Source organism: Pedobacter sp. BG31, assembly GCF_042464845.1.
GTDB classification, from domain to species: Bacteria; Bacteroidota; Bacteroidia; order Sphingobacteriales; family Sphingobacteriaceae; genus Pedobacter; species Pedobacter suwonensis.
Window position 1 is genome coordinate 356,477 of record NZ_JBHNZK010000002.1, and the last position, 14,157, is coordinate 370,633.

The 14,157-nt window shown below is 40.0% G+C and carries 12 protein-coding genes; 11 read left to right on the forward strand and 1 reads right to left on the reverse strand.

Features of this window, described 5'->3' with window-relative positions; genetic code table 11:
- Positions 1 to 8: 8 nt before the first annotated feature.
- From ACFE6N_RS04690 to ACFE6N_RS04700, 3 genes are all read left to right on the forward strand, one after another.
- Positions 9 to 866: an ROK family protein gene (locus ACFE6N_RS04690; protein ID WP_378934303.1), complete on the forward strand. Its 858-nt coding sequence runs from the start codon at positions 9 to 11 to the stop codon at positions 864 to 866.
- Between the two features lie 804 nt (positions 867 to 1,670).
- Positions 1,671 to 4,076, forward strand: a complete 2,406-nt coding sequence (locus tag ACFE6N_RS04695) for a sugar-binding domain-containing protein (protein ID WP_378934305.1) — start codon at positions 1,671 to 1,673, stop codon at positions 4,074 to 4,076.
- A 579-nt stretch (positions 4,077 to 4,655) separates the two neighbouring features.
- Positions 4,656 to 5,477 (forward strand): alpha/beta fold hydrolase, encoded by an 822-nt coding sequence (locus ACFE6N_RS04700; protein ID WP_378934307.1) that lies wholly within the window; start codon positions 4,656 to 4,658, stop codon positions 5,475 to 5,477.
- A 936-nt stretch (positions 5,478 to 6,413) separates the two neighbouring features.
- Here ACFE6N_RS04700 and ACFE6N_RS04705 read toward each other — a convergent pair.
- The gene (locus tag ACFE6N_RS04705) at positions 6,414 to 7,280 is read right to left on the reverse strand and encodes a DUF5694 domain-containing protein (protein ID WP_378934309.1); all 867 of its coding nucleotides are present in this window, start codon (positions 7,278 to 7,280) and stop codon (positions 6,414 to 6,416) included.
- 289 nt (positions 7,281 to 7,569) lie between these two features.
- On the opposite strand from ACFE6N_RS04705, the gene ACFE6N_RS04710 reads away from it, so the two are divergent.
- From ACFE6N_RS04710 to ACFE6N_RS04745, 8 genes are all read left to right on the forward strand, one after another.
- Positions 7,570 to 8,247 (forward strand): response regulator transcription factor, encoded by a 678-nt coding sequence (locus ACFE6N_RS04710; protein WP_090988018.1) that lies wholly within the window; start codon positions 7,570 to 7,572, stop codon positions 8,245 to 8,247.
- Positions 8,244 to 9,497 (forward strand): sensor histidine kinase, encoded by a 1,254-nt coding sequence (locus tag ACFE6N_RS04715; RefSeq protein WP_378934311.1) that lies wholly within the window; start codon positions 8,244 to 8,246, stop codon positions 9,495 to 9,497. Before ACFE6N_RS04710 ends, ACFE6N_RS04715 begins: the two co-directional genes overlap by 4 nt.
- Positions 9,498 to 9,503: 6 nt before the next feature.
- Positions 9,504 to 10,166, forward strand: a complete 663-nt coding sequence (locus ACFE6N_RS04720) for a cytochrome b/b6 domain-containing protein (protein WP_378934313.1) — start codon at positions 9,504 to 9,506, stop codon at positions 10,164 to 10,166.
- 37 nt (positions 10,167 to 10,203) lie between these two features.
- The gene (locus ACFE6N_RS04725) at positions 10,204 to 10,896 is read left to right on the forward strand and encodes a VIT1/CCC1 transporter family protein (protein WP_378934315.1); all 693 of its coding nucleotides are present in this window, start codon (positions 10,204 to 10,206) and stop codon (positions 10,894 to 10,896) included.
- Positions 10,897 to 11,178: 282 nt separating this feature from the next.
- A complete protein-coding gene (locus tag ACFE6N_RS04730) occupies positions 11,179 to 11,607 on the forward strand; it encodes a thioredoxin family protein (RefSeq protein ID WP_090988014.1) in 429 nt (142 codons plus the stop codon).
- Positions 11,608 to 11,617: 10 nt separating this feature from the next.
- Positions 11,618 to 12,550, forward strand: a complete 933-nt coding sequence (locus ACFE6N_RS04735; RefSeq protein ID WP_378934317.1) for an FAD:protein FMN transferase — start codon at positions 11,618 to 11,620, stop codon at positions 12,548 to 12,550.
- Positions 12,551 to 12,695: 145 nt separating this feature from the next.
- Entirely contained in the window at positions 12,696 to 12,923 is a 228-nt protein-coding gene (locus ACFE6N_RS04740; protein WP_090988009.1) for a DUF4266 domain-containing protein, read from the forward strand.
- Positions 12,924 to 12,936: 13 nt separating this feature from the next.
- Positions 12,937 to 14,148: a DUF3570 domain-containing protein gene (locus ACFE6N_RS04745; protein ID WP_378934320.1), complete on the forward strand. Its 1,212-nt coding sequence runs from the start codon at positions 12,937 to 12,939 to the stop codon at positions 14,146 to 14,148.
- Positions 14,149 to 14,157: the final 9 nt, after the last annotated feature.

The window sequence follows — 14,157 nt, forward strand, 5'->3', positions numbered from 1 at the left end:
CTAATAAAATGTATGAACATATTATTCTCGGCGTCGACATCGGTGGCTCTCACATCACTGCCGCATTGGTTGATGTAAAGTACGGGATTTTAGTGCCTGGATCAACCAATAGGGCAAAAGTTGATTCGAAAGGAAGCCCATCACATATTATAGAAAGCTGGTGCAAAGTCATCGCCAAAACCTCACGCAGCGCAGCACATTCAGGAAGGATTGCAATAGCCATGCCCGGACCATTTGATTATGACAAGGGTATTTCTTACATGAAAGGTCTGGATAAGTATGACGCGCTTTATGGCATGAATGTCAAGGTGTTGATGCTTGCTGAATTGGGACAGCAAATCAAGGAAATACATTTCATTAATGACGCAGGATGTTTTTTACAAGGAGAACTCGCGCACGGAAAGGCCTCGGCATACGAAAAAGTTATGGGCTTTACTTTAGGTACCGGCTTTGGTTCTGCGAAAGTAATGGACGGAAAAGCAACAGACGCGGAATATTGGCAGTATCCCTTTATGGGCAGCATTTGTGAGAATTTTTTTTCGTCAAGGTGGTTTATTGCTAAATATGCCGAGTATTCGGGATTGAATGCACCCAATGTAAAACAGTTAATTGAAACCGCAGAAGCCGGAAGTCCGATGCTCCAGCTATTCGACGAATTCAGTATGAACTTTGGAACTTTTCTATGCCGGATTTACAAAAAAGAGCGTTTTGATTGTATTGTATTGGGTGGGAACATCTCCAATGCATGGACGCTCTTTTTGCCCCAGCTTCATTACTACCTGGATGTTAGGTCTGTTTCGGTTCCGGTATACATCTCCGCACAAGGCGAATCTGCCGCCCTAATTGGTGCAGCTTGCAGTATTTGATCGTGTTGGTATAGCACTATCATTTCTAATCACATCTTCAAAGACTGATTTTGCCTGCTCAACGAAATTTTCGTGATGTTTATCCAGATTCTAAGTGATCTTTAGATCTGAATTGAGCGCAATACAACTTAAAACTTGGAAATTTTTAAAGATGAAAACCAATATTGGAATTACCGAAAAAACACTGATGCAGTTGCTGCTGAACTGGCAAAATTATTGGCTGACGAATTTGTAGTTTAATCAAAACAAGAGATAGTCGTCATTTTTTTTATGTCTGTTTTGTTTATAATAAGTTAGCGGGAAAATTTAACAAACTGGTCTTTTGCGGCTATCTACATGTTTTTGTCTGCCATTTTCCGTCGGAGAAGTTCTTTCTATACTTACACCGGTATCAATTTCTTCGTGGATAAAATTAGTATCGCACGCATTGGATCCACCACCCCCCAAATAATTCCGCTATAGTCTACTAACACTTTCAAGTACAAATTAAGATCAGATTTGTTTCTGATAATTGGTTAGTTTATTTGGCTATTAAAAGATAAATTCTCATCTATATGTGTGTTTGACCCTTAGGTTGAGTTTAACCAGGTCTACTGGAGAAAATCAAGTTGAGTTTAAAAACTCAACACTATACCATCAACCCTAGAGTAGCTATACTTAACTCTACGGACAGGTAGGGGTTGCGTAGCAGGATTATGAATAGGGTAGATGGCTTCCCGTTTAAGCAACATACTTCACGAATAAAATAATTGTCGTTATGACGTTTATTTCTTATTTTTGGTTAAACCAAACCTTAAATCAGCTATGCTCAGGCTAACCAAACTGCTATTGCTTAATACTTTATTCTTACTCGGCAGTTCATTAAATATGAAAGCCCAGGAGCATAAGCAGCTTTTTGATTTTGACTGGAAATTTAAACTGGGTGATTTTCCGGAAGCCGGTACAAAAGATTTTAATGATCAGGATTGGAGAACGCTAAATCTTCCTCACGATTGGAGTATTGAAGGTAAGATCGATCCTAAAAATCCTATGGGGGGAGATGGTGGTTTTTTCCCTTCCGGAATGGCCTGGTACCGCAAAACATTTCATGTACCCATTAACTGGAAAGGTAAATTGGTCTCCATTAATTTTGAAGGGGTGTACATGAATTCGGAGGTTTTTATTAACGGCAAGTCTCTAGGTGTATATCCTTATGGATATTCTGCATTTACATACGATCTTACGCCTTATCTTCATTTTGGTCAGGAAAACGTGGTTGCTGTCCGTGTAGATAATGCTAAACAGAAAAATAGCAGGTGGTACAGTGGCTCGGGTATTTACAGGCACGTTTGGATCAAGATTACAAATCCCGTTCATGTTCCAGATTATGGCGTAAGCATTATTACCCCACAAGTTTCTCCTGCTCAGGCATTGGTTCAGGTAAAAACAAAGGTAAATAACGATGCTCCGGTAATGAAAACCGTTATTATTCGTACCCGTATTGTTGGATCAGATAGCAGAGAAGCTGCTGCTCGTCAGGTTTCCGTTAAATTAGCACCGTATAGCCAACAAGAATTTATTCAACAAATAGCTGTAACTAAACCTCAATTATGGTCGGTAGAAAAACCACATTTATATCAGGCTAAAACAGAAATATTTGCTGATCAGAAGATAGTTGATTCGAATAGCGAAAATTTTGGAATTCGCGAGATCAAATTTTCGACTACAAATGGTTTCCAGCTTAATGGCAAAAACATAAAATTAAATGGAGGTTGTGTACATCATGATAATGGCTGTTTAGGGGCAGCTGCATTTGACCGGGCAGAAGAGCGACGGGTAGAACTGCTAAAGGCAGCTGGTTTTAACGCAATAAGAACAGCTCATAACCTGCCATCAGCAGCATTTCTGTCTGCATGCGACCGTTTAGGGATGCTGGTGATTGATGAGGCCTTTGATGGTTGGAAAACACCCAAAAATAAGTATGATTATGCCATGTATTTCGAAAAATGGTGGGAAAAAGATGTAGCGGCCATGGTATTAAGAGACAGGAACCACCCGTCTATTATCATGTGGAGCATCGGAAATGAAATTATTGAGCGAAAAGAAGCGCAGGCCGTACAAACCGCAAAAATGCTGGCCAGTAAGGTACGTCAACTTGATCCTACACGTCCGGTTACTTCAGCCATGACCACCTGGGATAAAGATTGGGAGATTTTCGATCCTTTAATGGCCCAACATGACATCGCTGGCTATAATTATCAATTGCACAGAGCGATAGATGATCATAAAAGGGTACCATCCCGGATTATTGTTCAAACAGAATCCTATCCCAGAGATGCTTTTGCCAACTGGAAACTGGTTAATAACAACAGTTATATTCTTGGAGATTTTGTATGGACTGCACTTGATTATTTAGGCGAATCTGGCATTGGCAGGTGGTATTATTCTGGCGAACCTGCAAATTTTCATTCGTCTGCCGAACTGTTTCCCTGGCATGGTGCTTATTGTGGTGATATTGATTTACTTGGACACCGTAAACCTATTTCCCATTACCGGAGTATGTTGTATAACGATACCGAAAAGCTATATGTAGGGGTGAAGGAGCCAAATCCGGCACCTCTGGAAATTAAAGAAACGGATTGGTCTGTATGGCCAACATGGGAAAGCTGGACGTGGCCAGGTTACGAGGGGAAGAATATACAGGTTGAGGTGTACTCCAAATATCCTAAAGTAAGGTTGTATCTCAATCAAAAACTGGTCGGTGAGAAAGAAACAACAGCACAGCAAGAGTTTAAAGCCATTTTTGCGCTGCCTTACGCCACGGGAGAATTAAGTGTTGCCGGTGTACAGGGTGGTAAAGAAGTAGAGACCAGAATTTTAAGAACTGCCGGGAAAACCAGCGCTATAAAAGTATTTTCAGATCGGAATATCATTACGGCTAATGGGCAGGATCTGGCTTTTGTAACTGTCGAACTTACTGATAGCAAAGGTGTGTTTCAACCCAATGCAGAGAATAGGCTGCACTTTGTAATTGAAGGCCCCGGAACAATTGTAGGTGTAGATAATGCCAACCTAAAAGATACAGATGTGTATACAGGCAATTCCCGCAAGGCCTGGAAAGGCCGGGCCTTAGTAGTGATTAGGACCACAAATAAAGTGGGTAATATTAAAATCAAGGTAAGTTCAGATGATTTAGCGGGTGGGGAAATCATTTTGAAATCAAGGAAATAGTTTGGCTTTACCCGGATACGCTGGTCAGGTTGGTCTTAAATGACCTTGATTTTATGTTCTTAAATGATTTTTAGTTCCCCAAAACTACCATTACGGGCTTGTTGAATGGGAAAAAGGCAGTTTAAATGTTAAAAGTACTCCTGCTGATCAGTACTTCACCAGCGCTTAAGTTTCCAGGTTAGACTCCGTTTTTCTATTTTCTAATGATTTGTATGCTATTAGAAATGATCAGTACGAATAATAATTCATTGAGTTTTGGAAAGCAATTCACCCATAGCAGTTCTTCAGCCGCGAAAACTCGCGCTATTAAAGGTGTGAAGGTTTAAAAAGATAAAATCTCACCCCTTAGCAAGGGCCCAGATTTTAGTTTATTTATTTTTTATTCACCAATCACTCAAAACTTCCTTTTCCAATAACATTACCTGTAAATCAGCATATATCCGGCTCCGTTCTTTTGTAAAAGAACAAATGATTTTACCATAGGTCAAGACGGATTACCTTTTGCCAGGCTACCTTTGGTAAAGCAAAATCAAAAACACGATAAATAACCATTAAATCACCAACCAAAAACTAAAAACCATGAGTACACTAAAATTAAAAGACGGAACAGAGATTTTTTACAAAGATCAGGGTCAGGGACCAACTTTAATGTTTCACCACGGCTGGCCACTGTCATCAGATGATTGGGATGCACAGGTGATCTTTTTTTTACAGAAAGGCTACCGGGTAATTGCGCACGACAGGAGAGGGCACGGCCGTTCCAGCCAGGACATCTACGGGCATACGATTGAACAATATGCGGCTGATGCGGCTGAGCTGGTAGAATTTCTTGATTTGAAAGATGTGGTTCACATCGGCCATTCTACAGGTGGTGGCGAAGTGATTCGTTATGTTCATAAATACGCCAATGGCAGAGCAAAAAAAGCTGTATTGATTAGTGCTGTTCCACCGATTATGGTTCAAAGTGAAAGCAATCCGGATGGAGTACCCATGTCTGTTTTTGATAATATCAGAGACCAGACATTAAACAACAGACAACAGTTTTATATTGATTTAACCATTCCGTTTTACGGATATAACAGAGAAGGGGCAGTTGTGAAAGAGGGCGTGCAAAGAAACTGGTGGAGGCAGGGAATGATGGGCGGAATTGTTGCACATTATGATGGCATCAAGGCGTTTTCTGAAACTGATTTCAATGAAGATCTGAAAGCTGTTGATATTCCGGTCCTGGTGCTTCATGGTGAAGATGACCAGATTGTTCCTTACCAAAATGCTGGTTTAAAATCTGCCAAACTGTTAAAAAATGGAAAATTGATCACCTATCCAGGCTTTCCTCACGGCATGCCAACTACGGAAGCCGAAACAATTAATAAAGATATTTTAGCGTTTATTCAGTCTTAGCTGCCCAAAGTTTAGCGGTATGATTAGTCGTTTTTCCTCCGGTCAGGTAGTCTAAATGTTCAAAATAAGCTTACCGACCGGTACATTTAGGCTGTATCATAGGTAAAATTGTCATCCTGAGGGATAATTTATTGGATAAAAATCAATAGCAATAACAGATAATTTGCAAATTGAAAGGCCAAGAGGCATCGTCATTGCGAGAAGGCTTTTTCAGCCGACGGCTAGCCCCGACTTTTCGGGGAAGCAATCTTAAAACGATCTCTACTCGCGTGTGCATTAAGATTGCTTCGCTGCTCGCAATGACGATTTTTATATTGGATTCTGTCAATGGTAGGAGTAATTTATTTAATAAAAATCAATTCGCAAAAAAAGATTGCTTCGTCGTTCTTCCTCGCAATGACGACTTTTTTACGGACTCTGTCTATAGTAGCTTTTCGAAAAACAAGGTTTCTAAATACTTTAAAGGCGTTTCGATACTTTTACTTGCTCAGTACAGGCTGAGTTCAACTTGACAAATTAGAGGTGAAATTTCAAATTTTATAAAGCTTCTTTTGTTTTTTACAGCATTTTTAATGTAAGCAATTCAACAGACAGGGATTAGAAGTAATTTTTTTAAAATTTTCAAAAACCAAATGCTTAAGATTCCGTTTCTTCGACATGGAAACTTTTAAGAGGCTACTTTCAATTATTTTAGACGTATTTTTCATTTGTCTGGTCGTTAGCGCCATTCTCGGCATGACCTTAGCTAAACTGGCTTAATTTTTCATCTGATTTTTACAAACCATTAGTTTATTTAATTTGCATGGAAAGTTTAGATTCATTTGAAAGGTTGCTGGCCATATTTTTTGCCACCATTTTGTTGCTTGGTTTCATTATCGTTACAGCCCTTTATTTACTGGTATAAATCCAGGCTTTTCAGGAGTTAATTCATTGGTTTTATTTCAGGCTGTCGAATTCGATGAACTCATATTCAGGCGAGCTCTCCAGTAATTGCCGGAGGATAGCACCATGACCGTTCCCGAATATCACCAGAATCCGGTCTTTCGGACTTTCGGTAATCTCCTGAAGGTTTCTAAAAATCCGCAGGTTCCGGCTGTACCAGTTTATGGCCAGGGCATCTGCACCTCTTTTATCATCTAACTTAAAATCACCCACAAGGTAAGCACCATGCCCAAGCTGGTGATAGCGTTTCGAGTTTGTATGTTTGAAGTATGCTAACAGGGAAGTTTTAGCGCGTAAACTGTCTTCAGCTTTATACCAATGTTCGTACATTTTGGCGTAAGGGTCTTCACTTTTATAGTCATAATCTTTAAACAAAGCTTTAAAATACTCCGGATCGATTTTGCTCAATGCAGAAACCATTGAGTTATCATCAATTGGATAAATGGTATCCAGCTTCAGTTCATTTGCCAGCCGCATACCAAGCTGAAAGCGTTCATCCCGCTCCACCCTGTAGGCTCCGTTTTTGTATGCTTTTAATTTCTCTGCCGCTTTCCATTCAGGAAAAGCCTCAATTGCAATTTTTGTAGGCCTGAATTTTTTGATATAGTTTACCAGTTCAGTAAGTTCTTTTTGCCTGGATGCTGAAAGTACATCAACTTGATCATCGTTTGCGGTTACATGTGCATCTAATCCGGGATAGTGAAAGTGAAAAGTCCCGACAAATAACACTTTTGCGCTTTGTTGAGGGAAATATGATTTTGTTGAAGATAAATTTTGATTGTGCTGTGCAAAAACGGATGAAATACCAATCAGCGATGGAATAATTAAGGCTGACAGCCGGCTAAAAATTGTTTTTTTCATATTGTTGTAATGGATTTGTGTATAAGACAGGTATACGTTATATATGTTGCATTACCAATACATCATCTAGGCGGTATGAGCATTTTACGTTTGACGTAAATTTAAATAACCACTCACTGCCGCCGTAAAGGATATCTGGAAAAACCATTTTACCAACAGCGACTAGTACTTGCTTTAATGTATTTTATGCGTCTTGGTCTTATCACATCTTCCAAATAAATTACACCAGCTTTGTTTTTTATGTAAAACTTCAACATGTCTTCAGTATCTTATACCATATTTGTTTATCATGAAGATTCTGATTATTGAAGATGAGCCAGGTTTGCAACAAAGTATTGTGCAATACCTGATGTCTGAAGGCAACCAATGCAGTATGGCTTCAACTTATGCGCAGGCGCTTGAGCGCCTGGGGTTATACGATTATGATTGCATTCTGCTTGATCTTGGTTTGCCGGATGGAGAAGGACTTCAGTTATTAAACTATTTAAAAAGACTGAACCGGACAGAGGGCGTAATCATCATTTCGGCGAGAAATTCGATTGATCAAAAAATAGAAGGTTTACGTTTAGGGGCTGATGATTACCTGACCAAGCCTTTCCATCTTTCTGAACTTAATGCCAGGATACTTGCTGTTGTACGCCGGAAAAGTGCGCATGGAGAACGCCATATCGAGTTTAAAGAAATTCGCATTGATTTAGATGCCAAGGAGGTTCTGGTGAAAGGTAAGTTGGTTTACCTGACCAAAAAAGAGTTTGATCTCCTGCTTTATTTTGTTGCCAATAAAGGAAAAGTAATTTCTAAATCGGCCGCGGTGGAACATATTTGGGGTGATGATTCAGACATGGCAGATAGTTTCGATTTCATTTATACCCATATCAAAAACATCAGAAAAAAACTAACTGATGCCGGGAGTGGCGATTATTTTCAATCCGTATATGGCGTGGGTTATAAATTTATGGAAATATGAAGTTGTTTACCAGGTATAATATCATATTGATGGCGATCAGCCTTTTCGGATTGCTGTTGATTGGTTCTCTTTTTTACCGGTTGCTGGGTTATTACCTGGATAAACAGATTGATCATGATCTGGTAGAAGAGATTATGGAAGTAAAAGAATATGCTTCAAAAGGAAATTTTTATCAGCCGCACGAATTTGAGGATCTGGTTGTTCAATACAAAAAAATAAAAAAAGCCAATCCTTCCAGCAGCTATGCTGATACCATTTTTTATAATCCTGTAAAGCATCATACGGAAACAGCAAGATACCTTAAAACAGAAATTGAACTATTGGGCCAGCCCTATCAGATCCTGGTCATCGCCTCAAAATCTGAACGCCAGGAGCAGATCCAGAACATCTGCCTAATCATTCTCGTCCCCGTGATGCTGCTTTTTGCTTTGGTTTTGCTGGTGAACCGGATTTTGCTTAAGAAAATCTGGACGCCATTTGAGCAGCTGCTTAAAAATATTACGGCATTCAATATTAATCATGAAGTTCCCTATCAGCCGGTAGAAATGCCTGTTGCCGAATTCAGGCAGCTGAATAAAGTATTGGTGGAGCTTTCGGGTAAAGTTAAATCAGACTATAATGAGATCAAGCTATTTACCGAAAATGCATCGCATGAGATGATGACACCCCTCGCTGTGATCAATTCCAAGCTTGATAATATGCTTCAGTCTAATGTTTTGGAGAAAGAGCACGGAGAAACGCTAGTTGAATTATATAAGGCTACCTCTCGCTTAACAAAGCTTAATCAATCTTTGCTGCTTTTGGTTAAAATTGATAATAATTTGCTCCAGGATAAAGAAAAAATTAACCTGAAGTCGCTTATCGAAGAAAAATACGTTTATTTTCAGGAGCTTATTAATGGCCGGAACATACATGTGGAATCTGTTTTAGCCGATGTAAGCATTTATGCAAACCAGCAGCTTCTGGAGATATTAATCAACAATTTATTTAGTAATGTTATCCGGCATAATTATGATGGAGGGCAGGTTGAGATTCGTTTAGACCCGGATAAAATTGTATTTGCCAACACCGGCCATAATCCGGCGCTCGATCCCGAAAAAATATTTGATCGTTTTTATAAAGATCATGCTTCTGAAGGTACAGGCCTGGGGCTTGCTATACTTAAGCAGATCTGTAACCGGCAGCACTTCCTGTTGGATTATACCTATCATCACGACTTGCATACTTTTATTATTACCTTTAAATATTAAGTTAATATGGCGATTATCGAACCTATCAATCAGGAAATCGGAGAAATCAATACCGGAAAGAAATACCCGGCCAGCCTGCGCTTTTGGCACTGGGTAAATGTTATTGTGCTTTTCGGGTCACTGTTTACGGTACTCATCAACGCTACGCTTTTCGATCATGCGCAACGCAGTTTTGTCAAAACAGCGCTAATGAATGCCGGCGCACCCGTAAGTGATAAGCAGGCAGGCGCGGTAATACATGGACTTGAGGACCAGGTTTGGGGCATCCACATCTACTTTGGCTATGCCCTTGCTACGCTTTTTTTATTCAGGTTGATTGCTGAATTTTTTCTGCCTGCTGCCCAGAGAATTTCTCCAAAAATTAAAAAAGCTTACCTGGCTTATTTTATCTTAAAAAAAGAACGGGAGGCAGCAAAGCACGAATTGGTAGTAAAAGGGCTTTATCTGGTTTTTTATATTTTGTTAGCGATTATGGTGGTTACAGGCTTATTGCTGGCCTTTGAGGATTATACCGGCATTCCCGGAAACATGAATCACAGCATCAAGGAATTCCATGGCTTTTGCATGTACCTGATCCTTGGCTTTATTTTTCTTCATTTGGCGGGCATTTTTCTGGCCGAACGAAAAGATGGAAAAGGAATTGTTTCAGATATGATCAACGGGGGGTGAGCAACATCACATGATGACAGACATTATTTTTTAAAAAATGAGAAAGTCCCATAAAGAAGAACATCTAAAAAGTTCCGCATTTATTTCTGATATCGTGATCGGGATGAGTGACGGGCTTACTGTACCTTTTGCACTTGCCGCAGGATTGAGTGCTGCAGTAAGTAGCAATTCGATTATCATTACGGCCGGTATTGCTGAGATCATTGCAGGCTGTATTGCCATGGGGCTGGGCGGCTATCTGTCTGGCAAGACTGAACAGGAACATTATGAGAGCGAGCTGAGGCGGGAATACCTGGAGGTTGAAAAAGTTCCGGAGATGGAAAAGAAAGAGGTTAAAGAAATCTTTGCCGCATACGGACTGGATCATCACGCACAAGATCTTTTGGTGGATCAATTGAGTAAAAACAAAGACCAATGGGTAGACTTTATGATGAAATTTGAGCTTGGCCTTGAAAAACCGGATATCAACAGGGCCAGAAACAGTGCACTCACCATAGGTTTATCTTACTGTGTGGGCGGCATGTTGCCCTTATCTGCTTATTTTTTTACGTCAAAACCACAGGATGGACTGCTGTTATCTGCCTTACTCACTACCATTTGTTTGTTCGTATTTGGCTATTTTAAAAGCAAGTTAACCGGTCAGCCAGCAGTTAAGGGTGCTTTCAAAGTTACCGCTATCGGGCTCATTGCGGCAGGTGCGGCCTTTTTGATTGCGAGATGGATTGCATAAGCTTTTTTGCATTTTTTTAGGTTTATTTTTAACAGTTGTTTAACAATTTTATTTCAGAACTTCAGAATGTCTTCAGACTTGATTTATATTTTTGTTAAAAGATCAACCTTCTGATTTTGTTATTGTGCAAAATAGAAAGTTGAGGACATACTTAAATCAGAAGTTTTTATAGGAACAATTTTACAAAGATTTTTCATGATGTATTTATTGATCATAAAAGCCTGGCTATAATGCCACTGTTGGATCATCTTATCGTATTGCTGATTTAATTATAAAAGAAGAATGAAATTACTTTTTGTTGCCCTATTGGGGCTGTTTACCATTCCTGCATTATGGATGGAAAACTTTTCAGAAGCACAACAGCAGGCTAAAGCCACGCATAAACAGATTTTAATTAATTTTTCGGGCTCAGATTGGTGTGGCCCATGTATCCGCCTGCGCAAAGAAATTCTCGAATCTGAACGTTTTGAGCAATATGCAGATCAGAACCTGATTTTGGTTAGGGCAGATTTTCCAAGACAGAAGAAAAACCAGCTGACAAAAGAGCAGGTTAAACTTAACGAGGCATTGGCCGAGGTATACAATAAGGATGGTAAATTTCCATATACGCTTCTTGTTGACGAAGATGGAAAGGTGCTTAAAACCTGGGATGGATTTCCTAACGAAAGTCCTGAAGCATTTGTATCTGAGTTGGATAAGCTAAAGAAATAACCTAAACAAGATGGCTAAACCTGTTTCTGTAAACCGGATACTAAAACTCATGGGAAACCGGTTCGAGTTTACAGTAATTGCTGAGCATGAGCAGGAGGGGAATGCAGCGATAGATTCGGCAATAAAAGAAGTGCAGCGGATAGAACAGCTGCTTACTACTTACAGCGAACTTAGCCAAACGAGTTTGATAAACAGGCACGCGGGTTTAAAGCCGGTAAAGGTTGACGAAGAAGTGATTAACCTGATCGAGCGCTCAATAAGGATCTCTGAAATTACCGACGGCGCTTTTGACATTACCTATGGCTCTATAGATAAAAGATTGTGGAATTTTGATCAGCGTATGACGAGTCTTCCTGATGAAGAAACTGCACTCAAATCTGTCGGATTAATTGATTATCGGAATGTGATCATCGATAAAAAGCAATCAACTGTACTGTTGAAAAATAAAGGAATGAGGATCGGCTTTGGTGGTATTGGAAAGGGCTATGCAGCTGATAGGGCAAAATTAGTGCTGCAACAACTGGGGATTAGAAGCGGAATTGTAAATGCAGCCGGCGATTTGATCACATGGGGCACGCAAATAGGCGGCCACGCGTGGACAGTTGGCATTGCCGATCCTGAACAAACCGACAGGCCGTTTTCTGCACTAAAAATTAGTGATATGGCGATTGCAACTTCGGGTAGTTATGAAAAATATGCGACCATTAATGGGAAGCGTTACTCGCATACCATTGATCCTAAAACCGGACTTCCGGTAAGCGGGGTGAAAAGTGTCAGCATTATTTGTCCGAGTGCTGAACTGGCCGATGCACTTGCCACGCCTGTTGTGGTAATGGGGGTAAAGGTGGGGCTCGAACTCATTAACCAGATTAAACAAGTAGCCTGTATTGTTATTGATGATGATGATCGGGTTTTTACCACAAAAAATATTAATGTGATATAATATGAAACCATCATGATTTTACCAAAACCCGAACGGGAATGAATATTTAAAATCATGATCGCTTCATCACCTTTAAACCGAGCTTGCGAGCTCATTGATACCATAAAAAACATAAACTATCGTCAATAAAATAAATCATAGATAGATGAAAATTTCCAGAATTTTCCTTGCAACGGTTAGCGCTGTTTCACTAATCAGTATGCTCAGTGCCTGCAGTAGCGTAAAGCCTTATCAAAAAAATAAGATTAACGATGCCGATATGACCCTATCGGCCCGAAAGGTGCAGAAATTTGAACAAAGTTTTCAGCTTTACCGCGAAGGTGCGTCTGGTGCCAACGGTGGCAAAAGCGGTGGTGGTTGCGGCTGTAATTAATGAATGATCGGAAATGAAAAAAATATATCTCCATGTGCTCTTTATGTATTTCGGTATATTAGGCACTTATGCACAAAGCAGACCGGAACCGGCAAAAGTAGATAGCAGCAAATATCAGTCGAGAAAGCTAAAAGTAGATGAAGTCAATCTGGTTTCGGCTTATTATCATCAGAACGGCAATAATTCTGCGGTAACCGGTGGTATCGGTACTGAGAAACTGAGTGATTTTGCGAATACTATCGACCTTCAAATGTCTAAGTTCAACAAAAGGGGCAAAAAAAATACTTTTCTTTTTGAGCTCGGTGTTGATCATTATACCTCGGCTTCTTCAGATAAAATTGATCCGAATACTATCTCTTCCGCTTCTTCTGCAGATACCCGTATTTATCCGTCACTAAACTGGACACATTCGAACGAAGAGACCGGTAATTCATTCGGTTTTACAGGTTCTTACTCAACGGAATTTGATTACCAGTCGCTTGGGGCAGCCTTTAATTTAACCCGCCTGTCAAAAGATAAAAATACCCAGTTTGATTTTAAACTGCAGGCATTTTTGGATCAGTGGACAGTGATCCTACCGATAGAGTTACGAACGGGCAATACGGGCAGGGGGCACGAACAGTACGATACCGCACCAAGAAATTCGTTCAGTACATCTTTTTACTTGTCTCAGGTTATCAGCCAAAAGTTTCAGGCCGCTTTGATTTTGGAGCCATCTTATCAGAAGGGATTGCTGGCGACTAAATATCAGCGTAATTATTTTACGGATGGTTCGCTCCGTGCCGAAACATTACCCGATAAGCGTTATAAACTTCCCATAGGCTTACGCATGAACTATTTCCTGGATGATCATTTTGTAATTCGTACTTTTTACCGTTACTATATGGATAACTGGGGCATCAGGGCGCATACAGCTGAACTTGAAATACCGGTGAAGATCAATTCTTTCTTTTCGATCAGTCCTTTCTACCGGTATAATAACCAGGTGGGTACCAAATATTTTGCACCTTACGGGCAACATGCCCCATCTGAACAATATTTTACCAGTGACTATGATCTATCTTCACTAACAAGCGACTTTTACGGTGCAGGTATTCGTTTTGCCCCACCCAAAGGTGTTTTTGGCTGGCAAAGACTTAATATGCTGGAGTTGAGATATGGGCATTATTCGCGATCGACAAGTTTGGTTTCCAATATCCTATCACTAAACCTTAAATTTAAGTAAGATGCTATC